Below are 24544 nucleotides of genomic sequence, written 5' to 3' on the forward strand. Positions count from 1 at the left end.
GGAGCGTCAGATACGGCACGATCAGCGACCATTCTTCATCGGAGACATCAGACGGATAAGGCTTGCGGAAACATTCCATACAAGCCTTTGAATCCATTCAGACTCGCAAGTCCATAACAGCCTCTAGAAATCGAAATTTAGTGGGCCGCGCCCCTGCTATCAACTCAGATCAGGATTTGAGAGGCTGGATTGGCTAAACGCTTTTGGCTATTTATCTCAACCAGATTTCAAGCCAGGGAGGGGTGGCTGTTCCGGCCTTATCCAATTGCGGGGACATTTTGTGCTGTTAATAGAGGAACTTAAGCTTAAATATAGAAACGCCATCGATAACGGACTCCGTCCGGCAGCGGTCAAACTAAGCGGCGTCGATCAAGTCTTACTCGTTCAACAGGTAAGCGAAGACCCCATGATCGCTCAAGGCAGCATGGGCATTTCACTTTTCATGGGGATTCCAGTGATAGACGGACTGGATCATGAAAGGACGGTCGTAACGGTGAATCCTGACGAAACGCTTGTTTCGCTGGAACGGCCTGGCGTAGTAGGCGATCGCCGTTTTGATATATTTGATCTCGACAGATGTGAATGGAATGGCATCTTGTTCGGGTCGAAGGACGAGGCAGATCAGCAAATCGCGCGCATCATGCAAGATCGTCAACAATAATGCCAAGCTTATGGATTTTTTAAGTCGATTGAGGTTAGTTATTCACAAATGTTGCCAGCGCACATGTGGCAATCGTGGGAGCAAGCCAGTCTAACCATTGGTCCAACTTCGGCCACACTCGCAAATCGAATCGTCCCCAGTGCGGCATATTGGCCCGACGTCCCTCTCCAAACCATTCGATCCAGCGATGCTCGGCCTGTGCGACTTCTCGGCCGATGAAATAAGCCGATCCCATAGCCGCGCCTGCCCACCAGTTACCAGTTGCCAGTCCAACCGCTGCCTGAGCGCACAACGCCATTACCGCATGCTGCAAATAAATCATCCGACATGAACTCACGGGACTGGAAACAGTTCGGCGATCAGACGAGAAGGTAAGTTTAGGCAAATCTTGTCGGCATTTGTAGAGGCCGCCTCTACAAATGCCGCCCATAGCGTGCATGACGCACCACGGCCGACATGGCGGCTATGGCCGATACCACTTTCACCGCTGTCGATCTCTCGCGTATCCCCGCGCCCGACGTGGTCGAAGCGCTCGACTTCGACACGATCTTCGCGGATGCCGTCGCACGGATGAAGGCTGAAATGCCGACATTCGAAGCGCGGGAGAGCGATCCGGCTACGAAGCTGTTGCGCGTCTTCGCGTACATGAGCCAGATCATGCGGCAGCGCATCAATGAGGCGGCGCGCGCCGTCATGGTGGCCTATGCCAATGGCGCTGATCTGGACAATCTGGGCGCCTTGTTCGGCGTCACCCGCTTCGTCATCACGCCTGCGGACGACGCTCTGGGCATCCCCGCCGCAATGGAAGGCGATACCGATTTCCGACGCCGCATGGTGCTGGCACCAGAAGGCTATTCGGTCGCCGGTCCCGAGGGGGCCTATATCTTTCATGCCCTGTCGGCCGATGCTGATGTGCTTGATGCCAGCGCCACCACGCCCAAACCTGACAGCATCCGTCAGTTGGTCCAGTCAGTGCTGGCCAATCATGGTGCCTCGGTCGAGCTGCGCAGCGCCATGGCCACGGCGCTTAATGCGGCTGTGTGGCCAGGCCAAGTCATTCTGTCGATCCTGTCGCGTAGCGGTAACGGCCTTGCCTCAGCGGACCTGGTGGCGAAAGTCGAAGCCTATCTCTCGGACGAGACGCGCCGTCCGCTGACTGACGCCGTCACTGCCAAGCCCGCCACGATCATCCCTTACGCTGTTGTCGCAACCGTCACGACATTTCGCGGGCCTGACGCGGCGCTTGTCCTTGCCACTGCCCGCACCCGGCTCGACGCCTATGTCACCGACAGTCACCGCCTCGGCCGCGATATCACGCGCTCGGCCATATTGGCGGCGCTGCATGTCGAGGGTGTCCAGAATGTCCAGTTGACCAGCCCCGCCGCCGACCTTGTCATTACGCGACAGCAGGCGGCTGAATGCACCGGCATTACCATCACGCATCAGGGTGACGGGGAGTGACCTATCCCAGCCTGTTGCCGCCAGGCTCGACGCCGCTCCAACGTAATATCGAGCAGGCCGCCGCCAGCCTGCTCGATATCGACGTGCCGCTGCGCCAGCAGTGGTCGCCGGAAGATTGCCCGGTCGAGGATCTGCCCTGGCTCGTATGGGGCCTGTCGATCGACATCTGGAAATCCAAATGGACTGAGCAGCAAAAGCGCGAGGCCGCCGCCGACGCTATCGCCTTCCAGCGGCGCAAGGGCACCCGCGCCTCGTTGCGTACCGTCCTCGATCGCTTCGACCAGCTGATCGAGATCGTGGAATGGCATCAGGATCGCGAGACGCTCGATCCGTACAGCTTCCGACTGGAACTGCCGCTGCTGGCGCAGAGCGACGTCTTTTACGATGAAGCGCTGGTCGATGAGATCATGCGCGACATCGCCCAGGTGAAGCCTGCACGCGCACATATGCTCGCCGTCTACCGCGTCCGCGCCGAAGCACAGGCCTGGCTGGTGTCCGCCGCCCAGGCTGGCGGCCTCACTCGTCTCGACAGCCTGGCCGACCAGGCGAGCGCACTAGATCCCGTCTGGGACAGCTTTCTGCAAACCCGCGACGGCGAACCGATCCTGAGCCGCGCCGGCGCCTTCATGGAGGTCTGAGCCAGATGGCCGACGATCCGATCCTGTTCATGATTACCACCGCCGGGCTGGACGCCCTGGTCAACGCCCAGGGCGGATCGACCGAGCCGATCGAAGTCGTGTCGGTCGGCATCACGCAAAACGCTTTCACCATGGCGCCGACCATCACGGCGCTGCCCGGTGAGTTGAAGCGCATCCAAGCTGTATCCGGCCAGGCCGTGAGCGAGACGGTCATCCATATGACCGCGCAGGATGTCAGCACCGACATCTATGAGCTGCGCGGGCTTGGCCTCTATTTGGCGGACGGCACGCTGTTCGCGGTCTACAGCCAGCCCACGCCGCTGTTCCGCAAGGTGTCGATCAGCTTCTTCCTGCTGGCGCTCGACATCGGCTTCTCGAACGGAATCGCCGGTGCCATCACCTTTGGCGATACCACCTTCCTGCTGCCGCCTGCCAGCGAGACGGTGAAGGGCGTGGCCGAGATCGCCGACGCGACCGAGGCCGCCGCCGGCACGGACGATCAACGGATCATTTCGCCCAGGAAATTGCGCCAGGTGCTGAATGCGCTTGGCGAACTGATCGCGCCTGGCAGCCCCAATTTCTCGGTCGCCTTCACCGCCATGCTCGCCCGCACAATCACCGGCGCCGGCCTGGCGAGCGGCGGCGGCAACCTGACCGCAAGCCGGATCATCACGGTGCTGGCCGCCAGCGCGGCCGATGTTGCCGCTGGCACCGCGACAGACAAGGCGATTACGCCCGCCGCGCTGTCGGGCCTGTTCAAGTCCATTACCCAGAACGGCCATGCCTATATCCCCGGCATGGGCGGGCTGCGGCTGATGTGGGGCCGCTTCACGTCGGCCGCCAACGCCAGCACCGCCGTGCTGTTTCCCGACAGCTTTGCCACCGCCTGTTTCGTGGTGATTAGCGACGGCGTGAAGGGCAGCGGCGCCGACAGCCAGGATAACGCCGCCGGCGTCGATTATTCGACCATCACGCCCTCCGGTTTCTCCGTCTTTTCCGCCGACGATAGCAGCAATGCCTGCGGCTATATTGCGATCGGAGCCTGATCCATGGCCATCTTCTATTCCGCCAGTACCCCCGGCTTCTTTGACGATCAGATCCACGCCACGCTGCCGGCGGACGCGGTGCCGGTCACCGATGAACAGCATCAGCAGCTGCTCACTGCCCAGAGCGAGGGCGCCGCGATCGGCGCCGACAGCGACGGCAATCCTCGCGCGCGCGCCGCCAGCCTCACCATCGCCCAGCGCCGCGCCACGGCGGTGCGCCAGGTGAAGCGCGAGGCCGCGCGTCGGATCGAGGCCGTTGCCCCAATGTGGCGCCAGCTGAACGATCAGCGCGCGCCCTCCGATGCCGGTGCCGCCCGCTTTGCCGCGATCGATGCGGTGCGCGCGGCGTCGGACGCGATCGAGGCGGAGATCGCTGGCGCCGCCAAGGCCGCCCTGGTCGCCCTCAATATCGCCCATCATCCCCTCTGGCCTGCGGAGTAACCCATGCCCAAAATCGCAGACCTTCCCGACTTTGAAGGCGAATTGACCGGCATCGAGACGATGATTGTCGAGGATGCCGGTGGCACCAGGAAGGCGCCCGTTGCGGTGCTGGCGACGCGCGCTCAGCTGCTCAGCGTTACGCCGACCAGCGGCAACCTGCTGTCGCGGACCAGCGCCGTCTATGACTATGCCAATGGCGCCATCCCGATCATCCGGGGCGGCCGCCGCGTGGGCTGGACGGTGCCGGTCGGCGCCACCGCGATCGGCACCAATGTCGTGCCGTTCATGCCACTCGAATATGACACCGTGCGCCGTCTCAAGGGCGTTACGGTGCGTATCCGCACCATCATCAAGGCCACGCTGGGCTATCTTGATATGATCAGCTTTGGCGGCAATGCGGTGCAGGTGCGCCGGCGCAACGGCTCGCTCGACAGCAATGTCGGCGTCCAGATCGGCCAGCCCTATCAGCAGGGCGAGCAGCTGGTGCGCGACTTCGCCTATGTGATGCAGGGTAACGAGGTCGCCTTTGCCGCCACCATGCAAGTGGGTGGCGGTCATGAACCGGTCACGCAAGAACTCAGCTTCGAAGTCGTATCCGTCTCCTGGGATGTCCTTGCCGCCTTGCCGCTCGAAGGCGCGCCGGTCGGCGTCGACATGATGCTCGACACGCGCCTCGCGGCCCTGACGCCCAGCGTCGCCCTGTTCGACCGGATCGAGGGCGTGGAGGATGTCGCCTACCTCCAGAACGGCGCGACGGTCCTGCGGGACGCGCGCGACCGCGCCCTTGGCCTGACCGTGCCGGTCGGCGCATCCGGCCTGGGCGGCATCATGCAGTGGCGCCATGTCCTCAACGGCCGCAAGCGCGCGCTACTCGCCGGCACGGACGTCTTCGTAGTGCTGGGCTTCAATACCTCGGCCGACTGGAACCGCCCGCATGTCCTCAACATGCAGGCTCGCACCATCGGCCTGGCCGCCGTCGATATCGAGACGTCCAACCTGTTCGACGCCCAGCTGTCGGCGACCAGGCGCGTGATGGCCTTTTCCTTCGTCATGCCGGCAGGCGTCACCCTGGACGACCTGCGGCCCTTCCTTCGCCTCTCCGGTGCCGACCCGGCGACGACGGAGGAAAGCATCATCCTCACCGATATGAGCGTGCAGATCCTGCGCACCAGGTCGGATATCGCCAAGGCGGCTGAGCAGACCGGCGCGCTGGTGGACGAAAGCGCGCGGGCGGATGCCGTGCGCCAGGCCGTTGCCACGATCGATGGCACTGGCGCGCGCATCGGCCGACGCCTGAAGTCCAGCAATTTCGCCAGCATCGCCGCCGCGCTGATGCAGGCCACCATCCTGGCCGGCGCCGGCGACGTCGCCGCCGTCATCGTGCCCGCCGGCAATTTCGCGGAACACTCGCTTGGCCTGATCGGTAGCGGCACCGACGGCAATCATATCGCGCTGCGCGGCGCCGGCATCGGCCGCACTAACATCATCGGCCGCCTTCCTGCCAACACGGATCCGGCAGTCATACGAGCGACCAGCACGCTCGACTTCAACGCGACGCAAGACATTGAAGGACTGACGGCGATCGGCCGCAACTGCCGCTATGTCATTCATGGCGATGCCGTGAAATTCAAGCCGGATAGCCGGCTGACCTATCGCAATGTCGAGGGCATTCACGAGGGCAATGATGAGGCGGACGCCTATCATCAGACGTCTGTCTGGGCCTCCCAGCACGCTTTCGCCTTCGGCACCTGCTCGGGCAGCTATTATCTGTTCGACAGCTGTCGCGGCACCGCGCCGCGCGCGGCCTTCTCCGCCCATAATCAGGTGGACTTTGCCGATCCGTCGAAAATCGAGCTAGTCAATAGCTGCTGGACGGCGACGAAGGCGGGTGGCTGGTCGGTGCGGCTCGAATCGATCGGCTCCCGCGTGATGGATCGCTGCATCATGCGCGGCAACATGCTCTCGGGCGAAGTCAGCCTGGCCGTCACGCCCTGGTATCCGACCGCTCTGGCCGATCAGCCCGCCGATCGCCGCGAGTGGGAGATTGTCGGTTTCGGCAACAGCCCGGCTGCCTTCCGCCCCGAAAGCTGGAGCCGCGCGCTCCGCATCGTCTCGGCCGCTACCGGCCCGCTGTCGAAGATCGAGATCAGCGGCACGGCCGAACTGATACTGTTCACCCGTCAGGCGATCGAGCGCACTGGCGATGTCGGCCTCGCCGGCGACGCTTACAGCTGGGGTTGCGTGCAGGATCAGGTCGGCGTCGGTCCTAACCGCAACGTTTTCATCACTGGCCTTGGCAAGCGCCTGGGCGACCGCACCGCGGCGCCGGTCACATTGTCGGTGAAGATCAATGGCGGCGCCACCGTCCATATCCTGTTCAACCAGGACTTCACGCTGTGGACCAACGCGCAGGTGCTGGCCTACATCAATGACGCGCTCGCCGGCGCGGCCGTTGCCAGCGAATATAATGTTGAGGGCCTCTATCGGCCGTTTCTGATGGACGAGGAGGCCAGCCTCCAGAACACGGCCGGCACTGCGATCCTCAAAGGCATGGTGCTGGCGCGCGACGCCACCGGCGCCCGCAATGTGCGCCCCATGACCGCCGATGACGATCAGGCGCTGTTCGCCGGCGTTGCCTGGGAAACCATCCGCCCTGGCGCCTATGGCCGGGTCAAGACGGCGGGCTGGCTCCCTGAACTCGACCTGTTGCGCAGCGATGGCGGCGTGCTGAATGTGGGCGAGTGGTTCCGCGTCGATCGCGATCGGCCCGGCTATGTCCGTTCGGGCGTCAAGGGGAGCGGTCTGCTGCGCATCGTGCGCCCGTCACTTAATGGCTTTGCCACGGTGGAAGTGGGGTCGAGCAACGCGGCCACCACCAACAGCATTGCGCCGGAAAGCGGGACCGATCCCTATGTCTGGCGCGATCGGCACGGCCAGAAGCTGGCCCGGATGAACGCGCAGGGCGGCATGCGCTCGGATCGCTTCGATCTCGGCTTCACCCCTTCGCCGGAATATGCGCTCAAGGATGAGTTTGGGCAGAAGGCCTACCGCGTCGATCGCGATGGCGCTTTCCGCATGGGCGGCATGCGCTTCCTCGCCGGCGGCCGCGATCTCAACATCACCGATCGCTGGGGCCAGCGTATCGTGCGCTTCGGCCGCGACAAGGTCCGGGTCATGGGCCACGACCTGGCGCTGACGATGGCCGACAAGATCGCCCAGCAACCCGCGATCAACAAGGGGCTGAGCCATATCCTCCAGCGCGGCCCGGCGCAGCTGCTGCATTGGCGCATGGCCCGCGCCGCCGTCATCCAGGGCGTCGGCCGCCGGCTGCTGATCGGCATCGGCGACAGCAATATGATGGGCTGGGCGGCGGAGGGCGCCGGCAATCATCGCCGCACCAAGGCCTTTCTGCGCGCTGCCTGCACGATGCTGGCCGGCGTCCTGCCAACGGTCGAAACCAGCTTCTTCGGCCAGGCGCTCACCACCGTGACCACCTCGGCCTATGTCACCTATGACCCGCGCCTGACCTTTGGCACTGGCTGGGCGATCGATGGCGCCACCTCTCTGGGGGGCGTGGCCTTCCGCAACAGCACGACGACGGAAGCGCTGGCGGTCAACCCCGGCACCGCCTGGACCACGGCGGAAATCTACGTCTCGGCCGCGACGGACGGGACGCTCAGCTTCGATATCGGCGGCGCGGTCACCACGCACAGCATCACTGCCGGCGCCTTCCAGCGGCTAGTCTACACCGTGCCCGCAGGCACCCACATCCTCAACATCCGGCGCGTATCGGGCACGGTGGAGATTGTCGGCGGCTTCTTCCATGACGCCGCGCGGCCGTCGATCTGCGGCCTCAACATGGGTCGGTCGGGCTGGCGCTCGTCCGATTGGGTCGCCCGCATCGCCGATATCGTCGCGCTGCTCGCCTATGAGAGCCACCCGACCGTCATCCTCGAACTCGGCCTCAACGATCTCAACCAGGACGTCGATCCGGCAGTGTTCAAGGCGAATATGGAGGCGATTATCGTCGCCCTGCGCGGTGCGGGCGCCGATGTCGTCATGCAGATCAGCCTCCCGCCTGGCGTCGCCAAGAGCCACGACTGGCGGATATACGTCGCCGCGCAATATGACTTGGCCGCCAAATATGACTTGGCGGTCAGCGACATGACCTCGCGCCTGGCCAGCTATGCCGCCGGCACCGCCGCCGGCTTCATCAACGACAGCCTGCACCTCAACCAGTTCGGCTATGCCGACAAGGCGTGCTCCGCCTTCGCCCTGCTCACGTCCGTCTGAAAGGCCCGATCATGCCCGACATCATCACCCAGGAATCCGACTTCATCTACACCCGCGACCTCGATCTGCCGGCCAACGACATCGCCTATTTCAATCTGTTCAGGGGCGGCGCGCGCAACGTCGAACGCAATCTGGTGGAAAATGGGTGTGCGGCCTTTCTCAGCGGCACCGAGCAGCCGACCTATGGCGATGGCTATGCCCGCTTTCGCTCGCAATATGCCTTCCTTCAGCTGGGTAACGGTGATGCGGTGGCCAAGACGATCATCACCGCGTCGCGCTGTGTCGATTCCGCGACAGGAACCACGCGGCCGATGCTGGTGTCCGCTTATTCTGCTTCGACACTTGCAGGCGGCGGCATGTCGATTTTTCCGCTCGACGCGAGCAAAGTCCAGTTCGCAGCCATGTGCAACAACGGTGGTGCCAGTTCCTTCCAGACTCGACAGGAAGAAAATATCGATCCCAATAGCTGGGCCATCCGCGTCTTGCGTATTTTCCCGCCCAGCGCCGGAAACCAGGGCCGGATGCATGTCATGAACGCAACCACCGGCGGTAACAGCGAGTATCTCGACCTGCCCTATCCTCGTGCGCTCACGGCCTCCGCGCTACGCATCGGATCAGGCTATTCGTCCAGCTACCAGGGCTATAGCGATCATGTCGCCGCCATGGTTGCCGACTATGCCATGAGCGACAGCAAGGTCGCCGACTTTGTCGCCTTCATCAAGAAGTTCGCCCGGATCGACGGGATCACGAATATCTGAACCAGCTTGGGACACCGTCGCGATGTCCCAGCTAAATCTCGGAGTTGTTAGCGAACGATGGGATCTAGGACCAACCCGCTATTCGATCCGGTGAGGCGACCGTGTAGCTGATAAGCCTCATTTTCCGTTAGCGAAGCAACGCAATCGGCTGCTAAACGAGCGGGTTTATCTTGATGATTGTCTTCCCAAATATAGCGTAGCCGCGCCGGAAACAGCTTGAAATCACCTTTCTTCCCTTCGTTAAGGAAAATGCTGAAAAGGTCACGAATAATTTTCTTTTGCCCATACTGCTGTGCATGGAGCGCGGGCAGACCTATAACATAATGACGTGCAAAGTGCTTCAGGAGGCGAACTTCGTCCGCAGCGTCCTGATCTATAGAGACAGCAGGACCGTTCGTATCACCAGTTAACTTGATTGCCCGAACGTATGGGCCGATGAGCTGCGACGTAAAGTTGCGCAGTTGACGACGCTGTTCGCGCGCTCCGTTATATACCTGCTTCGTTACAGCAGGAAACATTACCATCTTGCGCTGGACACGATCGAGAGCCTGCTGAAGCCTCCGTTGGGCTGTAGGAGGATGGTTAGGATCCTTCTTCCACGTCTTTAGAGCACCTGCGATTATACTTTCTCGTGCTTCGGCCGAAAGGATTTCACTCCAAGGGATGATGCCTACGCGATGGAAATCTTCGAGATCGTGTACGGAGTACGCAATATCATCGGCCCAATCCATGAGTTCTGCTTCGGCGGATTTATGGTCGCCGTAGCAATGTTCACGCGCCCATCTGAATGTGCGCTCCTCTGAAACGTAGGCGGACCACTTCGAACGCTTTTTCTCATCTCCGCCTTCCTCGGTCGTTCGCGTATCGCGCAGCCAAGGGTACTTCAATGTAGCCGCGAGGGTCGCGCGCGTCAGGTCAAGTCCTGGCTCATTCTTGCTGTAGCGAACGGCAAGGTTGGTCAAAATTCGGAAAGTCTGCGCGTTCCCTTCATATCCATCCGACGCCGCGTCGTCACTAGCGCCGCCAGCAAGCGTCGGGTCGCGGACGATGAGGTCTAGCTCTGTTTCTGCGGCATGTCCAAAAGGGGGATGTCCAAGATCGTGTGCGAGGCATGCTGCCTCTACCACCTCGGGATGCAGGCCGTGACGTGCCGCTTCGGTACTCTGCTCGCGAATGCGGTACTCCGCTAAACGGCGACCGATTTGAGCCACCTTATAAGTGTGCTGCTGCCGAGTATGGAAGATATCTAATTCACCAGCCCGCACAATTTGCGTAATACCTGCTAAACGATGAAATGCTGACGAATACAGGATGCGGTCACGATCACGTTCAAATGGTCCGCGCTGATCGTCTCCCGAAGCCGTCTCATCACTATAGCAACGTTCAATTCGCTTCGCCTCGAACGGCGACATCCCCTCCGCTGTCACTCACATCCCCCATTGAATTAAGCCGCGTGCGCGTATTCGCGTTTGATGGCCACAACCATGCCCTGTACGCTCAGCGCAATCTTGCCGCGCTCGATCGCGCGCTGCAAAGCCTCGATCACGCTCGGCATATCGTAATCTCGTTTAATCAGCGTATCGATCAGCGTCTGCGGTTCGATGCCGTTGTCCCCCGCATGTGCGATAACGCTGAGAATTTCCGTATCTTGTGGGTCCTTATCGACCATGGCTACTCTCCACCTGGTTAGACCTCCCGCTTTCGCGCATATTCGTAGCAATAAGATGAACGTTTAAGTGCGCAAACGGTGCCGACGATCGTCGGCCGAGCCCCAATCTGCCAAAACTAGCCGACCTGTCAAATATCGCTTAGTTGCTCCTGTCAAGGGGAGGCTCTCACGCCGCCAAGAAGGGGGGATAGAGACGATCGCCAGGTTTTGGGCGCAACACACCAAAAAAAAATTATTGCCCATCCATTGGGGTCCTGGGCCGCCCTAAGGGGGGATGCGCAAACATATTGCACTCAGTGGCGGGAGTACAGGAGGAGATTGCAGTCCCGATGGCCTTATAGGCGGTTATACAGGCGTATCATTCGGTACTATGCAGTCACCTCTAGGACGACGGCCGGGCATTTCATTATAAGGAAGCATTTGTACAGGCCGCCTCTACAAATGCAGGGCCACGCATCGGCGCGCAGCCGGCGCCATGGTCGCCACCATGGCGCAAAATCCAGATACTGAACGGCTGACCGGCGAAGTCCTTCGCTTTGGCACGATCGCGTCCGTCGATCTGGCCAACGCTACCTGCACGGTCGAAAGCGGCGATATCATTACCGGCGACCTGCCCTGGATCGCTCAGCGCGCTGGCGCCGTCATCACCTGGTCCCCGCCTACCGTAGGCGAACAGTGCCTGCTGCTGGCGCCCGAGGGTGATATTGCCTGCGGCCTGGTCATCGTCGGCCTCTATTCCGATACCTGCCCGCCGCCGTCTTCTTCGGCCGATATCACCCTGCTCAAATTCCCTGACGGCGCGATCCTCTCCTACGATCATGCCGCGCATGCGCTGTCTGCCAAGCTCCCCGCTGGCGGAACCGTCGCCATCACCGCCGATGGCGGCGTGACGATCGACGGCCCGTTACAGGTGAATGGCAAAGTCACTGCGACCGAAGACGTCGTCGCCGCTGGCATCAGCCTCAAGGATCACAGGCACGGCCAGGTGCAGGCCGGCACAGCGCAAAGCGGGAAGCCCATCTGATGGCCGGCATGGCTCGCCAGACCGGCGCCGCGCTCGATGGCGTGGATCATATCATCCAGTCCATTAGCGACATCCTGTCGACACCCATCGGCACCGTCGTTGGCCTGCGCGAATATGGATCACAGGTGCCGGCCCTCATTGACCAGCCCATGACGCCGGCCAACCTGCTGCGGATCTTTGCCGCCGCCGCCACCGCGCTCGCCAAATGGGAAAACCGCATCCGCGTCCGCCGCATCGGCCTGATCGCCGGCAGCCGCCCCGGCGCCGCCACCATGGCGATCGAGGCGAAGCGCACCGACACCGGCGCCACCGCTGGCCTTTCCCGCCTTCTCGTCCCTCTCTCCCTCTGACCACAGGAGCCGTCATGGCCAGTTTCAAACATGGCATTACCGTCACCGAGGTTACCAGCGGCGCCCGCACGCTGACGGCCGTTTCCACCGCCATCATCGGCCTGGTCGCAACCGCGACCGATGCCGACGCCACCGTCTTCCCGCTCGACACGCCGGCGCTCATCAGCGACGTAGAAACCGCCATCGGTAAGGCCGGCGTCACCGGCACGCTGGCGCGCAGCCTGCGGGCAATTGCCGACCAGACCCGCCCCATCATCGTCGTCATCCGCGTGGCCGAGGGCGAGGACGATGCCGAAACCGCCAGCAACGTTATCGGCACCACGGCGGTGGACGGCACCCGCACCGGCATGCAGGCGCTGCTAAGCGCCGTCGCGCAGTTGGGTGTTATTCCCCGCATCCTGGGCACGCCAGGCCTCGAAACGCAGGCAGTCACCACGGCGCTCGCCGTCGTCGCCAAGAAGCTGCGCGCCTTCGGCTATGCCCGCGCGATCGGCACCACCGTCGCGGCCGCCAAACTCTATCGCGCCAATTTCTCGCAGCGCGAAATCATGCTGCTGATGCCCGACTTTCTGGCATGGGACACGGCCGAGGATGAGAATGTCACCAGCTTCGCCGCCGCCCGCGCCATGGGTCTGCGCGCGCTGATCGATGAAAGCACCGGCCCGCACAAGACACTGTCCAATGTCGCGGTGCAGGGCGTCGTCGGCCTGACCCAGCCTATCCATTGGGATATCGAAGATCAGGACACCGACGCCGGCCTGCTCAATGCTTCGGAAATCACGGCGCTGATCCGCAAAAGCACCGGCTTCTACTTCTGGGGCAACCGCACCTGTTCGGACGATCCCCTGTTCGCCTTCGAAAGCAGCGTGCGCGTGGCGCAGCTGCTGGCCGACACGATCGCCAAGGGCATGGATTGGGCGGTGGACAAGCCGCTGACGCCCAGCCTGGCCAAGGATATCATCGAAACGATCAATGGCTTGTTCCGCAATCTGAAAGCCGCCGGCGTCATCTTGGGCGCCGAGGCCTGGTATGATGAGGCGGCCAATCCGATCGACAGCCTCAAGGCCGGCAAGCTGCGCATCCGCTACAAATATACAGTGCCGCCGCCGCTGGAGGATCTGGGTTTCTACCAGCAGATCACCGACGAATATTTCGCCGACTTCGCCTCTCAGCTGACCGACGTCGGCTGATCAGGCGCGCCCTTTCTTTCCACACACCATAGGAGCCTGCGATGGGTCTGCCCCGCGTCCTCAAGGATATGATGCTGTTCAACGAAGGCTTCGCTTATCTTGGCGAATCCGCTTCGGTTACCCTGCCCAACCTCACGCGAAAAATGGAAGAGTGGCGCGGCGCCGGTATGTCGGCGCCGGTCAAGCTGGACATGGGCATGGAGGCGCTGGAGCTGGAGGCGGCCTTTGGCGGCCCGATGCGCGACATCCTGCGCCAGTGGGGCGTCACTACCGTCGCCGGCGTCTATCTCCGCTTCGCCGGCGCCTATCAGCAGGACGATAGCGGCACGGTCGACCAAGTCGAAGTCATCGTGCGCGGCCGCCATGAAGAGATCGAGATGGGCGAGCAGAAGTCTGGCGAAGTCGGCGCATTCAAGGTCAAGTCGGCCCTGGCTTACTACAAGCTGGTCTGGAACGGCCGCACGGAAATCGAGATCGACCCGCTCAACGGCATTGAGATCGTCGACGGCATCGATCGCTCGGCCGAGCGCCGCGCCGCCATCGGCATCTTCTGATCCATCCTGCCCGGCCTCTCGGTCGGGCGGGCCTTCCTCCCTAGATAATCAGGCGACTTTTTCATGAGCGACCAGGCCAACACCCCTATCATCTCGACCGTGACGCTCGACGCCCCGATCGTCATGGGCGAAACCACCATCACGGAGGTGAAGGTGCGCAAGCCCCAGGCCGGCGAACTGCGCGGCCTCAGCCTCTCCGCACTGCTCAATCTCGATTATGCCGCGCTGGAAACCCTTCTGCCGCGCATCACCATCCCAACTTTGCATAAGCCGCAGATCATCGCCATGGACCCGTCCGACTTCACCCAGCTGGGCAGCGAAGTGATGGATTTTTTGCTGCCGAAGGGCGCCAAGGCGGCGCTCTCCCAGAACGGGTAGATGATGCGATGGCCGATATCGCGGTCATCTTCCATTGGGGACCGCCCGTCATGGACCCCATGGACCTTTCCGAACTGATGCAATGGCGCGGCCGCGCCGCCAAGCGGGCGGGCGCCGACAAATAGGGGCGCCCCATGGACCGCAATCTCCGCATCCGCATGTTGCTCGAAGGCGCCGACCGGCTGACGCGACCCATGCGCGAAGCCGCCGGCGGTTCCTCCCGCCTGTCCCAGGCGCTGCGCGTCACCCGCGACCGGATGAAGGAGATCGAGCGGGCGCAGGCCGATATCGGCGACTTCCGCCAGTTAAAAACCGGCCTGGCGGAAACATCGCGCCGGATGCAGGAAGCGCAGGCGCGTACTACCCAGCTGGGCCGCGCCATCGCCCAGACCGAAAACCCGACCAAGAAGATGCGCCGTGAGTTCGAACAGGCCCGGCGCGAAGCCGCGCGCCTGACGAGCGAGCATGAGCAACAGTCGGGCCGCCTCCAAACCTTGCGCGCCCGCATGGCGGCGGCCGGCGTCTCCACCCGCGATCTGGCGTCCCACGAACGGCGCCTGCGCACCGAGGCCGCCTCGACCAACGACACCCTGCGCCAGCAGGAACAACGGTTGCAGCAACTGGCCGACCGGTCCCGCCGCCTGGCGGCCGCCCGCAATCAATTCTCGCAGATCCAGGGCACCGCCACCGGCCTTGCTGCCGGCGGCGCGGCGGCGGTCGGCACCGGCATGGTGATAGCCCGTCCGCTGGAAGACGCGGTCAACGGTGCCATGGAATATGAGTCGGTGATGACCGACATCAATCAGAAGGTGAACCAGACCCGCGAGGCTGGCCGGCGAATGGGCAAGGATCTTCAGGTCGCCGCGCTTGCCGTCAACCAGATGCCCGCGGATCTGCAAAAGGGTGTCGATGCCCTGACCGGCTTCGGCCTGGGCGGACGCGAGGCGACGGACATGATGACGCCGATCGGCCGCGCGGCGACCGCCTACAAGGCGCAGATCGAGGATCTGAGCCGCGCCAGCTTCGCCGCGCATGACAATCTCAAGGTGCCGATCGACCAGACCGCCAAGGCCATCGACGTCATGGCGCAGGCGGGCAAGTCGGGCGCCTTCGAAGTGAAGGACATGGCGCAATATTTCCCCGAACTCACCGCCTCCATGCAGAGCCTTGGGTCGAAGGGCGTGCCCGCCGTCGCGGATCTGGCCGCCGCGCTCCAGATCACCCGCAAGGGCGCGGGCGATAGCGCCGGTGCCGCCAATAATCTCCAGAACCTGATTTCGAAGATCAACGCCGGCGACACCATCAAGAATTTCGCCAAGTTCGGCATCGACATTCCCGCCGCCATGAAGAAGGCGGCGAAGGATGGCCGCAGCCCGATCGAGGAAATCGTGCGCCTGACACAGCAGGCCACCGGTGGCGACCAGGCCAAGCTATCCACCCTGTTCGGCGATATGCAGGTGCAGCAGGCGCTGCGTCCGCTTATGTCCGCCTTCAAGGAGTATCAGGCGATCCGGGCCGATGCGCTGGGCGCCAACGGCACGGTGAACACAGACTTTGCCGATCGTATGAACGACGGCGCGGAAAAGGTGAAGCGCCTCCAGATCCAGTCCAAGCTGCTCAAGGACACGATCGGTGCGCAGCTGATGCCTACCGTGGCCAGCATGTCGGGCTATCTATCGGGCTGGGCTGCGCGCATCGCCGATGTTGCCAAACGCCACCCCAATCTGACACGCGGCATTGCCCTAGCCGCAGGATTCATGGCTGCCCTGTTCGTGGTGCTGGGCGGCGGCGCCATCATCATCGCTGGCCTGGTCGCGCCCTTCGCCGCGCTGGCCGGCGCCGCCACCCTGCTCGGCATCGGCATGTTGCCCCTGATAGGCATCGTTCTGGGCGTTACGCTCGGCATCGGCGCATTGGCGGCGGCGGGATATCTCATCTACGCGAAGTGGGATGCGATAGCCGGATGGTTTGGGGGCATCTGGTCGGAAATCACCGGCTATTTCTCGGGGGGTATAGCGGGCATATCGGCCTTCCTGCTCAATTTCTCGCCCATGGGTCTGCTATACGGCGGCATCGCTGCGCTGTTGAACTGGCTTGGTATCGACGTGCCCTCCCGCCTGTCGCAGGCGGGCAGTGACATGATTCGGGGCCTCATCAACGGCATCACTTCCATGTTGGGTTCGCTCAAATCCACTATTGTCGATGCCGCCGGCTCAGCCGCGCGATGGTTCAAGGAAAAGCTGGGCATCCATAGTCCGTCCCGCGTCTTCCAACAGTTCGGCGGATACATGATGCAGGGCCTCGACGGTGGCATCCAGTCCGAGCAACGCGCGCCTATAGATCGCGTCAAGGCGCTGGCTGCTGACATCAGCCTCGCCATGGCCGTGGGCGCCGCTACCCCGGCTATCGCCTCCGCCGCGACCGGCACCGGCGCGCCGCCTGCTATGGCGCGTGGCGCGCCCACCAGCGCCGCGCAGCCCGCCACCTACAACCTGCACTTCCACGGCGTCACTGGCAGTCCGCAGGACATTGCCCAGGCGGTGAAAGAAGCGATGGAACAGCTGGAGCGCGAACGGCGCGGGCGCGGCTTTGGCGACGAGGGAGACGACTGATGTTGATGGCCTTGGGCATGTTCATTTTCGAGATTCCGACGCTCGCTCATGATGAGATGCAGCGCAAAGCCCAATGGGTGCATGCGCGATCGGGCCGTGTCGGCGCCCGCGATGCCACCCAATATGTTGGACCAGGTGCTGAAACGGTCAGCCTCTCGGGTGCGGTCTATAGCGAAATCACCGATGGCGCTGTCTGCATCGACCAGTTGCGGGCGATGGCGGACGAGGGAGATCCCTATCCGTTGCTCGACGGCACCGGCCTGGTGTTCGGCAACTATGTGATAGAGGCGATCGATGAACGCCATGCCGCCATAATGGCGGACGGTCGCGCGCGCCGCATCGACTTCGCCATCGACCTTCTGCGCGTGGATGATCCTGTGACAGACGAGGCGGCCGCATGAGCGCCGGCACGGGCAATGTCGCGGACTGGCGTGTCACGCTCGATGGCAAGGATCTGACCGATCGCATGCGCCCGCGCCTGATCAGCCTGTCGCTTTCCGAAAAGCGCGGCGACGAAGCGGATCAGCTGGATATCACGCTTGACGATGGTGACGGGTTGCTGGGCTTGCCAAAGGAGGGCACTGTCCTGCGCCTCGCGCTCGGATGGAAACGCGGCCGCGACGTGACGATCGGCCTAGTCGAAAAGGGCAGCTTTAAGGTCGATGACGTCTCGCACAGCGGCCCGCCCGACCAGATCAAGATCCGCGCGCGCGCCGTCGATTTTACCAGCCAGATCCGCAACCGACGCGAGCAGAGTTGGAAAGCCACCACCCTGGGCAAGGTGCTGGCTGATGTCGCAGGCCGTAATGGCCTTTCCGCGAAGGTTGCGCCTGCCCTCGCGTCCATTGCCCTTCGGACCATCAGTCAGAGCCGGGAAAGCGATATCGCCTTCCTGCGGCGCCTGGGGCGGGAGAATGGCGCGGTCGCGACAATCAAGGACAAGGCGCTGATCTTCGCGCCGATCGGCGCCGGCACCACCAGCAGCGGCAAGATGCTGCCCAGCGTTACGATCCGACGCCGGGACGGCGATGGCCATAACTGGCAGCGCCAGACGCGGGACGGTCAGGAAGGCGTGACGGCCAGCTGGCATGATAGGAAGGGCGCGAAACGCAAGACGGTGACCGTGGGCAAGGAAGATGGCGCCAAGCGCCTGCGCAAAACCTATCCTGACGAAGCATCAGCCAAGCGCGCAGCGGTGGCGGAACGCGATCGACTGAAACGCGCGCCGGCAACGCTGGATATGAAATTGGCCCTCGGCCGCGCTGATATTTATCCCGAGCAGCGCGCCGACGTCGCGGGCGTCAAAGCTGGTATTGATGGCACTTGGCTCATCAGCGAGGTGACGCATAGCCTCGACAAGGGCGGTGGATTTTCCACCGCCCTGAAATTGGAGACACCACCTTAATCGCCCAGTGAAGTGATTCGAGCCTGGCACGTTTTCCCATCGACAATGCCCATAGCGATCTCTCTGTTCATGCCGCCAAAGCCGTTTCGCCCACCATATTCCATGATGATGACATGCTCGCCCTTCTTGTCGATCTTGCCGATCCGGGTTTCATAATGCTTGAAGCTATCAGGGTCGCGCATCCGGGCCGTCACCTCTTCAACAAAGGTCCGGCTCGATCCGTCCCAGCTGCTAAGGCAATGCAGCCCCGATGCACGCTCTTCATCCTTCTTTTGCTGTTCGGCAGCGGCTGCCTGCGCTTCGGCTTTTTCCTTCTCGGCCGCCTCTTCCTGCTCCTGGGCAGATTTGGCGGCAGCCTCAGTCTTCGACGCCAATTCGCGCTTGATCCGTGCAGCCTTCATTTCCGCCGTTTCTGGAATTGTGGATGCCAAGACGACGAGGCCGATCATTGCCACCCCGATCGACGTCCACACGGCTCGTTTACCTTCCAGGCCGACAGAAGCGCGCTTCGCCTGCAACCATGGGATTGGCAAGATCGCCACCATGGCGATCAGCAGTAAAAGCGCCGCTGCAAACAATTTGTCGCTCAGCGCACCTAGTACCATCAGGGCAAGGATGACACTCCAACCCCAAGCGAAAATCTTAAGCAACAGCGCCATACACCCCCCGTAACCAACTGAAACGGCGTGGCATCTAATCAATTAAAAGAGGTTGCACGCCGCGCGCCGATGTTTGTCGCTGTTGATGCTGGCTTGTCCACAAGGAAATTTCCTGCCCGTCCGTTTTGCGCTTTCCTATTTTGTTCCGCTTCGCCAGAGCGAGAACGAATCGGGAACATGCAAGGGCAGGTGAGTGAGCGGACGAGCGATCAGATTGACGCCAGGATGCGAATTCGCTTGCCCTGTCTGCCCGGTTAAGTGCGCGACGGCTGTTCAGGCTCGGGATGATCTGTGGCGGACGATCGAGGCGCTGTTGCGTTCGCAGAGCCATGATGCGTGCCCGGATCGAGCACGACAGGTCCGATCGCTGCAAAGCCAGATGGAAGCCGCTGAGCGAGAATTCGCGCGGCTTCGGCCCTTGTCGCTTCCGCCGGTATCAGCGCAAGCAAGCTTTCGAACATATCAGCCAGCGCGTTTTCACTAGGAAGAGCGACGGGCAGGGTGGCGAAATATACCTGTGGCCGAGCGGCCTCGATCTCTCGCGCTTCTGGCTGGGCTTCATCCACATTGAGGCCAGCCAGTTGCATCACTTCTACCGGGTCTACGCCATACCCCGACAACACTTTTGCAACCTTCCGGGCCAGATCCACCGGAAGGAACTGCTTTTTATAGTCATGCGCGCTTTCGTAGCGCGCATACGAGCCAAGCGGCATGTCAAGCGCTTCCGCCATTGCCCGGACGGTCAATCTCGGAACAGCCGCTTTGCGGAGATTTTTTAACTGAGTTGCCGCTTTTTGCATTCCAACGGCATCACCGAAAAAGCCGAACATTGTCTCACCTCAAAAGCTGTTGACAAAACGTTCGGAAAAGCCGAACACGTTCACCATGAAACAAGGTGAAACACTGTTCGGGATTTGGGGTGGCATCAGGAAGATGGCGCGCGATCTCCAGCGTCCCGCATCAACCGTCCATGGATGGAAGAAAGATGCGCGTATCCCCTCCAACGAGCAGCCGCATGTGCTTGAGGTGGGTCTGTCTCTTGGCCTGCCCATCACGACCGAACATCTCGTTTTTCCCCTCGGCCGTCAGGCGCCGTCTGATTTCGATCTAGCCGCTAATCCAGTCGTCGTCAGTTGCGATCGGAAGGCGGAAACGCAACGAAAGGACATCATCTGATGCCTGCTTTTGTCATGAAGCCGCGCGACTGCGGCAAGACGTTCACGCACCAACAGGTCATCGAGATCGGCTTGCTCAACGCCTTGTTCGATCGCCGCGAGCCGATGTCGGTTGTCGAATTGGAGCAGTCGATCCGCTGCAACCGCCGCGATCTGTGGACCGCCATTCGTGCTCAGCATCAACTGGGCAATGTGAAGAAGGATCAGCCTATCGCGCTGACCGCGTCGGCAAACATCGCCATTGCAGCTGGGCGCGCCGCTGGCGCCATGGCGGTGGCACGATGACCCCTCAGCATAAGTCGGAGCCTTTGGGTCGCAAATCCGACGAACGGCAGCCGGAGCGCCTGCCACAGTTTAAAACCCTTGCGGGATCTGAAACCAACGCTCCAACCTATTCCGTGCGTGGCCGCTTCGCTTCACGCCGGGCATTGCCCATTGTCGCTGATCTGACGAACCGCGCGTCCTTGCCGGCATCGCATTGGCCTCGCTGGCAAAGCAGCGCTGCCTTTTCCATCATGAGCCTCGCCACACTGATTGCTATGTGCGCAATGGGGCGGCCCGGCGCATGACCAAGGCCAAAGCCCCCATGTCATTCGCCTTGGCCATCCATGAAGCGACCATTGCGATCGGCATCGCCAACGCGATCCGCGTAACGGGTCGGTCAAAGCGGATGCTTCAACTGTGGCGGGATAGCAGTAAGCGCGCGTCGCCATCGCTTGATCACGCTTTCGCGCTGGACCGCGCCTATGTTGAGGCTGGCGGCGAAGGCCTCCCTCCCATTCTGGCCAGCTATCTGCGCCAGATGAGCACCATTATGGCCAGTCCGGCTGCCTGCCGTGCTGCGCTCATGAAGGATATGGGCGAGGCGGTACGCGAAACGGCAGAGGCGTTCGCCGCCTGCCTGCCGCTGATTGAGGCCGGTGCATCGCCCACAGCCATCCATCACGCCATTGCGGAAGCCGAGCAATCGGAGCGCGCGATAACGCGCTGGCTCGCCCGCCTAAAGTCCTTCCTGCCCGGCAATGGTGCCGGGCAGGCGCTTACGGGGGTTCGACTATGACTGCTGGCCGGGGGCCAAAAATTAACATGGGCGGTGGCGCGCCCCGCATGCCATCGGTGCAGTGCCCTGCGTGTGGGGAACGTGCTTTTGCGCGATCGACCACAGGCAAGGTCACACCACTTTATCGCGAGATCTATTATCATTGCCGTGATGCTGTTCACTGCGGTTCGATATTCGTCGTAGCGATGGAAACGCTGCGTGCCACAGTCGCGAGCCGCGTGCCTGCGCCTATGATTGCGCTGCCAATGACCAGTTGGCGTCATGCGGACAATGACCGGGCCGCCAATGACGATACGCCGCCCACCGAACCCATCGCGGACGCCATGAGCAGCTGATCCCCGGCGGCCTAGCCGTCGCTCTCATTCCCCCAATTCAGTCCACCCGGCGCCCCCTGTTGCCGGGAACGCCCTCCCTTTGCCTGCGAAAGCCGTCGATCCCACCATGTCAATGCGCGAAGAAACACGCCGCGAACTGCTCGGACGCCTCAAAGCGGACTTCCAATGGAAGAAAGAGCAAGGCTCCTATCTCCAGGGCGGCAAATGCCCTGAGTGCGACGGCCGCGAGGTCTATGCACGCAGCGATAGCCCTTGGGTGGTCAAGTGCGGCCGCCTCAACAAATGCGGTTGGGAATCGTCCGTCCGCGACCTCTATCCCGATATCTTCGATACTTGGTCGAAGCGTTTCAAGGCGACCCGCGAAAACCCTCATGCGGCGGCTGACGCCTATCTGACCGACGCCCGCAAGCTGAACCTCATGGGCATGCGCGGCGCCTATACCCAGGAGTTCTACAAGGATCACGAACGCGACATTGGCTCCGCGACCGTGCGCTTTCCGCTGCCCGGCAGCGGATGGTGGGAACGGCTGATTGACCATCCCGGCCGCTTTGATCGCAAAGCGCGCTTCGCCCCCGGCAAGTCCTATAAGGGCCATGTCTGGCAGCGACCCGACGTCACCATCGCGGACATGGCGGCGGCCGACAGCATCTGGTTTGCCGAAGGCATCTTCAACACCATGGCACTGGAGCAGGCTGGTCAGCGCGCCGTGTCGACCATGTCGACCAACAACTATCCTGACCACTTCCTGAAAGACTTGGCCACGGCATGCGCGGCGAAGGAAGAGCCGTTCAAGCGCCCCAGGCTGATCTTCGCATTTGACGCGGGCGCCGCCGGCACCAGCTTTAGCCGGACCTATGTCGAAAGGGCGCGCAAGGCGGGCTGGGATGCCGGCGCCGCGCAGCCCATGGGCGAAGACGAAACCGGCAAGGATCTGGATTGGAACGATCTGCTGGGCTTCGACCGCCTGACGGAGACGCACCGGGCCGACTATCTCTGGCATGGCGAGGTGCTGCTCGCCCCCACTGCCCAGGACAAGGCCTATCTCATGTGGGATCGGCACCGGTGGAACAGCTTCAATTTCACCTTCAACAGCCGCACCTATTGGTGCGCGATCGACGCGACGACGGTCCAGGAGAAGATCGAAGAATATCGCCTGGCCAAGACGCGTAAGCTGGAGGACATCGATCGGGAGGAAGAACAGGCCATCCGCCTGGCGGCATCGCGCGAAGCGCTGATGATTGAGGAAATCGCGAATTGCGCCTTCCGCGTTCTGTATCGGCAGCGGGACGATGCGACGGACGAAACGAAATTTTTCCTAAACATCACATTCCCCGGCAAGCGCGCGCCGATCAAAGGGGACTTCACGGCCGCCCAGCTGCGCAAGGCCTCTAATTTCGAAGACCGCCTGTTCGCCTTCGGCGGCGTCTGGACCGGTAGCGCCTTCCAGCTGACCCGCATATTGCAGCATCAGACCCCCGATCTGCCCGACGTTCGCCCGCTCGGCTTCACCGGATATTGCCGCGATGCCAAGGCCTATGTGTTTGGCGACATCGCTGTCGCCGGCGGCCGCGTCTACAAGCCCAACGACAACGAATTCTTCCAGATCGGCAAGCAGGCGCTGAAACTCGGCACCTCCGAACGGCTGCTGGATATCGACTATGACGCGGACCAGCTGGACACCAGCTGGCTCGATGATCTGTGGGCGGCCTATGGCGCCAAGGGCATCGTATGCCTGACCTTCTACTTCGCTTCGCTCTTTGCCGAGCAAGTCCGCGGCGAAATGAAAAGCTTCCCCTTCCTCGAAATGCACGGCCTGCCAGGCACCGGCAAAACGACCCTGATCGAGTTTTTGTGGAAGCTGATGGGTCGCGAGAATTACGAGGGCTTTGACCCTGCCAAGGCAACGCCGGCGGCTATGGCGCGCAACTTGGGCAAGGTCGGCAATCTGCCCGTCGTTCTGATCGAGGGCGATCGCCGCGAGGAAGCCAGCCACGCACGCAAGTTTGAATGGGAAGAATTGAAGACGGCCTATAACGGCCGCACCGTCCGATCGCGCGGTGTCAAAAATGGCGGCATGGAAACGTTCGAGCCACCTTTTCGGGGGGCGATCGTCATCGAGCAGAATGAGCCGGTCAACGCGAGTCGCGCCGTGCTGGAGCGTATCATGTCGCTCGGCTTCGACATGTCCAATTTCACCCCCGAGACGAAAGTGTCGGCCGAGCGCCTGGAGCAATGGCCCGTCGAGAAAATCTCCGGCTTCATTGTTCATGCCGCGCGCCGTGAAAGCGACGTCATGGCCCGCTTCCGCCAGGCCTTTGCCCAATATGAGCATGAGTTGCTCGCCATGCCCGAGATCCGCACAAATCGCTTGGCCAAGACGCACGGCCAGCTGCTCGCCTTCCTCGACGCGATCCGGGCAATCTTGCCGATCGATGACAGGCAGCAGGCCGAAACGGCGAAGTTTATCGTTCAGATGGCCGCCGATCGCCAGCTGGCCGTCAACAGCGAAGACCCTATCGTAACCCTCTTCTGGACCCGCTTCGACTATCTCGAAGAGAATGAAGTGCCCAGCGCCGCCGGTGGCCACATCAACCACCATCGCCAGTGGGAAAAGGGTCTGATCGCCGTCCGCCTCAATGAAATGGAGGCCCGGTGCGCGGAAAAGCGCCTCGAATTGCCCAGCCATTCCGAACTTATCCGCGCCCTCAAGACGTCGAAACAGCGCCGTTTTGTCGAGCAGAGCGCGACCATCAATTCCCGCAACGACGGCACCGGCACTGTCCGCTGCTGGATTTTCCACGACCCCTCGCGCGCCGTCGCGAAGCACGACTGAAA

General features: G+C 62.2%; 25 protein-coding genes and 1 pseudogene. 21 read left to right on the forward strand and 5 right to left on the reverse strand.

Translation table 11 applies throughout. From position 1 onward, the window contains the following. Positions 1-406: 406 nt before the first annotated feature. Positions 407-661 (forward strand): hypothetical protein, encoded by a 255-nt coding sequence (locus RQH62_RS22245; protein ID WP_311270838.1) that lies wholly within the window; start codon positions 407-409, stop codon positions 659-661. A gap of 34 nt (positions 662-695) precedes the next feature. On the opposite strand, the gene RQH62_RS22250 is transcribed toward RQH62_RS22245, so the two are convergent. Beyond that, positions 696-983 (reverse strand): hypothetical protein, encoded by a 288-nt coding sequence (locus RQH62_RS22250; RefSeq protein ID WP_311270839.1) that lies wholly within the window; start codon positions 981-983, stop codon positions 696-698. 143 nt (positions 984-1126) lie between these two features. Between RQH62_RS22250 and RQH62_RS22255 the strand changes: the two genes are divergently transcribed. Genes RQH62_RS22255 through RQH62_RS22280 form a run of 6 tightly spaced genes read left to right on the forward strand, consistent with a single transcriptional unit; the run spans position 1127 to position 9298 of the window. Then, positions 1127-2122, forward strand: coding sequence for a baseplate J/gp47 family protein (locus RQH62_RS22255; protein ID WP_311270840.1), 996 nt, complete (start codon positions 1127-1129; stop codon positions 2120-2122). Continuing rightward, positions 2119-2760: a phage tail protein I gene (locus tag RQH62_RS22260; protein WP_311270841.1), complete on the forward strand. Its 642-nt coding sequence runs from the start codon at positions 2119-2121 to the stop codon at positions 2758-2760. The genes RQH62_RS22255 and RQH62_RS22260 overlap by 4 nt, the downstream gene beginning before the upstream one ends. Positions 2761-2765: 5 nt before the next feature. Then, positions 2766-3806, forward strand: coding sequence for a hypothetical protein (locus RQH62_RS22265; RefSeq protein ID WP_311270842.1), 1041 nt, complete (start codon positions 2766-2768; stop codon positions 3804-3806). A 3-nt stretch (positions 3807-3809) separates the two neighbouring features. Beyond that, positions 3810-4247 carry a hypothetical protein gene (locus tag RQH62_RS22270; RefSeq protein WP_311270843.1) on the forward strand — a complete coding sequence of 146 codons (438 nt, stop codon included), beginning with the start codon at positions 3810-3812 and terminating at the stop codon, positions 4245-4247. A 3-nt stretch (positions 4248-4250) separates the two neighbouring features. Further along, positions 4251-8540: an SGNH/GDSL hydrolase family protein gene (locus RQH62_RS22275; RefSeq protein WP_311270844.1), complete on the forward strand. Its 4290-nt coding sequence runs from the start codon at positions 4251-4253 to the stop codon at positions 8538-8540. A gap of 11 nt (positions 8541-8551) precedes the next feature. Further along, complete coding sequence (locus tag RQH62_RS22280) at positions 8552-9298, forward strand: hypothetical protein (protein ID WP_311270845.1); 747 nt, start codon at positions 8552-8554, stop codon at positions 9296-9298. A gap of 47 nt (positions 9299-9345) precedes the next feature. On the opposite strand, the gene RQH62_RS22285 is transcribed toward RQH62_RS22280, so the two are convergent. Both RQH62_RS22285 and RQH62_RS22290 read right to left on the reverse strand, forming a co-directional pair. Then, the gene (locus tag RQH62_RS22285; RefSeq protein ID WP_311270846.1) at positions 9346-10710 is read right to left on the reverse strand and encodes a dGTP triphosphohydrolase; all 1365 of its coding nucleotides are present in this window, start codon (positions 10708-10710) and stop codon (positions 9346-9348) included. A gap of 32 nt (positions 10711-10742) precedes the next feature. Further along, entirely contained in the window at positions 10743-10967 is a 225-nt protein-coding gene (locus RQH62_RS22290; RefSeq protein ID WP_311270847.1) for a hypothetical protein, read from the reverse strand. A gap of 475 nt (positions 10968-11442) precedes the next feature. On the opposite strand from RQH62_RS22290, the gene RQH62_RS22295 reads away from it, so the two are divergent. From RQH62_RS22295 to RQH62_RS22335, 9 genes are all read left to right on the forward strand, one after another. Continuing rightward, the gene (locus tag RQH62_RS22295) at positions 11443-11991 is read left to right on the forward strand and encodes a phage baseplate assembly protein V (RefSeq protein WP_311270848.1); all 549 of its coding nucleotides are present in this window, start codon (positions 11443-11445) and stop codon (positions 11989-11991) included. Next, positions 11991-12341, forward strand: coding sequence for a GPW/gp25 family protein (locus RQH62_RS22300; protein WP_311270849.1), 351 nt, complete (start codon positions 11991-11993; stop codon positions 12339-12341). The genes RQH62_RS22295 and RQH62_RS22300 overlap by 1 nt, the downstream gene beginning before the upstream one ends. Before the next feature lie 14 nt (positions 12342-12355). Continuing rightward, a complete protein-coding gene (locus RQH62_RS22305; RefSeq protein WP_311270850.1) occupies positions 12356-13531 on the forward strand; it encodes a phage tail sheath protein in 1176 nt (391 codons plus the stop codon). 41 nt (positions 13532-13572) lie between these two features. Further along, complete coding sequence (locus RQH62_RS22310) at positions 13573-14085, forward strand: phage major tail tube protein (protein WP_311270851.1); 513 nt, start codon at positions 13573-13575, stop codon at positions 14083-14085. Positions 14086-14148: 63 nt separating this feature from the next. Continuing rightward, a complete protein-coding gene (locus RQH62_RS22315; RefSeq protein WP_311270852.1) occupies positions 14149-14463 on the forward strand; it encodes a phage tail assembly protein in 315 nt (104 codons plus the stop codon). 8 nt (positions 14464-14471) lie between these two features. Beyond that, the gene (locus tag RQH62_RS22320) at positions 14472-14588 is read left to right on the forward strand and encodes a GpE family phage tail protein (protein WP_082679065.1); all 117 of its coding nucleotides are present in this window, start codon (positions 14472-14474) and stop codon (positions 14586-14588) included. Between the two features lie 9 nt (positions 14589-14597). Further along, a complete protein-coding gene (locus tag RQH62_RS22325) occupies positions 14598-17075 on the forward strand; it encodes a phage tail tape measure protein (RefSeq protein ID WP_311270853.1) in 2478 nt (825 codons plus the stop codon). Then, entirely contained in the window at positions 17075-17476 is a 402-nt protein-coding gene (locus RQH62_RS22330) for a phage tail protein (protein WP_311270854.1), read from the forward strand. The genes RQH62_RS22325 and RQH62_RS22330 overlap by 1 nt, the downstream gene beginning before the upstream one ends. Next, entirely contained in the window at positions 17473-18480 is a 1008-nt protein-coding gene (locus RQH62_RS22335) for a contractile injection system protein, VgrG/Pvc8 family (protein ID WP_311270855.1), read from the forward strand. The genes RQH62_RS22330 and RQH62_RS22335 overlap by 4 nt, the downstream gene beginning before the upstream one ends. Here the strand turns inward: RQH62_RS22335 and RQH62_RS22340 are convergent. Further along, entirely contained in the window at positions 18477-19139 is a 663-nt protein-coding gene (locus tag RQH62_RS22340; RefSeq protein ID WP_311270856.1) for a hypothetical protein, read from the reverse strand. The genes RQH62_RS22335 and RQH62_RS22340 overlap by 4 nt on opposite strands. A 254-nt stretch (positions 19140-19393) precedes the next feature. Beyond that, positions 19394-19969 (reverse strand): helix-turn-helix transcriptional regulator, encoded by a 576-nt coding sequence (locus RQH62_RS22345; RefSeq protein ID WP_311270857.1) that lies wholly within the window; start codon positions 19967-19969, stop codon positions 19394-19396. A gap of 55 nt (positions 19970-20024) precedes the next feature. Between RQH62_RS22345 and RQH62_RS22350 the strand changes: the two genes are divergently transcribed. The 5 genes and pseudogenes from RQH62_RS22350 to RQH62_RS22365 all read left to right on the forward strand — a co-directional run bounded on the left by RQH62_RS22350 (position 20025) and on the right by RQH62_RS22365 (position 24542). Then, the gene (locus RQH62_RS22350; protein WP_311270858.1) at positions 20025-20315 is read left to right on the forward strand and encodes a carph-isopro domain-containing protein; all 291 of its coding nucleotides are present in this window, start codon (positions 20025-20027) and stop codon (positions 20313-20315) included. Next, positions 20315-20599, forward strand: a complete 285-nt coding sequence (locus RQH62_RS22355; protein WP_311270859.1) for a hypothetical protein — start codon at positions 20315-20317, stop codon at positions 20597-20599. Before RQH62_RS22350 ends, RQH62_RS22355 begins: the two co-directional genes overlap by 1 nt. A 301-nt stretch (positions 20600-20900) precedes the next feature. After that, the gene (locus RQH62_RS22360; RefSeq protein WP_311270860.1) at positions 20901-21374 is read left to right on the forward strand and encodes a hypothetical protein; all 474 of its coding nucleotides are present in this window, start codon (positions 20901-20903) and stop codon (positions 21372-21374) included. Between the two features lie 47 nt (positions 21375-21421). Beyond that, positions 21422-21562, forward strand: a pseudogene (locus RQH62_RS24990) (ogr/Delta-like zinc finger family protein); the annotation flags it as partial. Between the two features lie 259 nt (positions 21563-21821). Beyond that, the gene (locus RQH62_RS22365; RefSeq protein WP_311270861.1) at positions 21822-24542 is read left to right on the forward strand and encodes a toprim domain-containing protein; all 2721 of its coding nucleotides are present in this window, start codon (positions 21822-21824) and stop codon (positions 24540-24542) included. The last annotated feature ends 2 nt before the right edge of the window (positions 24543-24544 follow it).

Source organism: Sphingobium sp. WCS2017Hpa-17 (assembly GCF_031843765.1).
In the GTDB taxonomy this organism is placed as follows: Bacteria; Pseudomonadota; Alphaproteobacteria; order Sphingomonadales; family Sphingomonadaceae; genus Sphingobium.

Excerpts from the sequence above, each read along its gene's own strand:
- RQH62_RS22310 (WP_311270851.1), top strand. The coding sequence starts at position 13,573 with ATGGGTCTGCCCCGCGTCCTCAAGGATATGATGCTGTTCAACGAAGGC.
- RQH62_RS22335 (WP_311270855.1), top strand. The coding sequence starts at position 17,473 with ATGAGCGCCGGCACGGGCAATGTCGCGGACTGGCGTGTCACGCTCGAT.
- RQH62_RS22275 (WP_311270844.1), top strand. The coding sequence starts at position 4,251 with ATGCCCAAAATCGCAGACCTTCCCGACTTTGAAGGCGAATTGACCGGC.
- RQH62_RS22270 (WP_311270843.1), top strand. The coding sequence starts at position 3,810 with ATGGCCATCTTCTATTCCGCCAGTACCCCCGGCTTCTTTGACGATCAG.
- RQH62_RS22345 (WP_311270857.1), bottom strand. The coding sequence starts at position 19,969 with ATGTTCGGCTTTTTCGGTGATGCCGTTGGAATGCAAAAAGCGGCAACT.
- RQH62_RS22250 (WP_311270839.1), bottom strand. The coding sequence starts at position 983 with ATGATTTATTTGCAGCATGCGGTAATGGCGTTGTGCGCTCAGGCAGCG.
- RQH62_RS22305 (WP_311270850.1), top strand. The coding sequence starts at position 12,356 with ATGGCCAGTTTCAAACATGGCATTACCGTCACCGAGGTTACCAGCGGC.
- RQH62_RS22355 (WP_311270859.1), top strand. The coding sequence starts at position 20,315 with ATGCCTGCTTTTGTCATGAAGCCGCGCGACTGCGGCAAGACGTTCACG.
- RQH62_RS22255 (WP_311270840.1), top strand. The coding sequence starts at position 1,127 with ATGGCCGATACCACTTTCACCGCTGTCGATCTCTCGCGTATCCCCGCG.
- RQH62_RS22330 (WP_311270854.1), top strand. The coding sequence starts at position 17,075 with ATGTTGATGGCCTTGGGCATGTTCATTTTCGAGATTCCGACGCTCGCT.
- RQH62_RS22245 (WP_311270838.1), top strand. The coding sequence starts at position 407 with ATGATCGCTCAAGGCAGCATGGGCATTTCACTTTTCATGGGGATTCCA.
- RQH62_RS22290 (WP_311270847.1), bottom strand. The coding sequence starts at position 10,967 with ATGGTCGATAAGGACCCACAAGATACGGAAATTCTCAGCGTTATCGCA.
- RQH62_RS22315 (WP_311270852.1), top strand. The coding sequence starts at position 14,149 with ATGAGCGACCAGGCCAACACCCCTATCATCTCGACCGTGACGCTCGAC.
- RQH62_RS22300 (WP_311270849.1), top strand. The coding sequence starts at position 11,991 with ATGGCCGGCATGGCTCGCCAGACCGGCGCCGCGCTCGATGGCGTGGAT.
- RQH62_RS22265 (WP_311270842.1), top strand. The coding sequence starts at position 2,766 with ATGGCCGACGATCCGATCCTGTTCATGATTACCACCGCCGGGCTGGAC.
- RQH62_RS22340 (WP_311270856.1), bottom strand. The coding sequence starts at position 19,139 with ATGGCGCTGTTGCTTAAGATTTTCGCTTGGGGTTGGAGTGTCATCCTT.
- RQH62_RS22325 (WP_311270853.1), top strand. The coding sequence starts at position 14,598 with ATGGACCGCAATCTCCGCATCCGCATGTTGCTCGAAGGCGCCGACCGG.
- RQH62_RS22320 (WP_082679065.1), top strand. The coding sequence starts at position 14,472 with ATGGCCGATATCGCGGTCATCTTCCATTGGGGACCGCCCGTCATGGAC.
- RQH62_RS22280 (WP_311270845.1), top strand. The coding sequence starts at position 8,552 with ATGCCCGACATCATCACCCAGGAATCCGACTTCATCTACACCCGCGAC.
- RQH62_RS22350 (WP_311270858.1), top strand. The coding sequence starts at position 20,025 with ATGAAACAAGGTGAAACACTGTTCGGGATTTGGGGTGGCATCAGGAAG.
- RQH62_RS22285 (WP_311270846.1), bottom strand. The coding sequence starts at position 10,710 with ATGTCGCCGTTCGAGGCGAAGCGAATTGAACGTTGCTATAGTGATGAG.
- RQH62_RS22360 (WP_311270860.1), top strand. The coding sequence starts at position 20,901 with ATGTCATTCGCCTTGGCCATCCATGAAGCGACCATTGCGATCGGCATC.
- RQH62_RS22365 (WP_311270861.1), top strand. The coding sequence starts at position 21,822 with ATGCGCGAAGAAACACGCCGCGAACTGCTCGGACGCCTCAAAGCGGAC.
- RQH62_RS22295 (WP_311270848.1), top strand. The coding sequence starts at position 11,443 with ATGGTCGCCACCATGGCGCAAAATCCAGATACTGAACGGCTGACCGGC.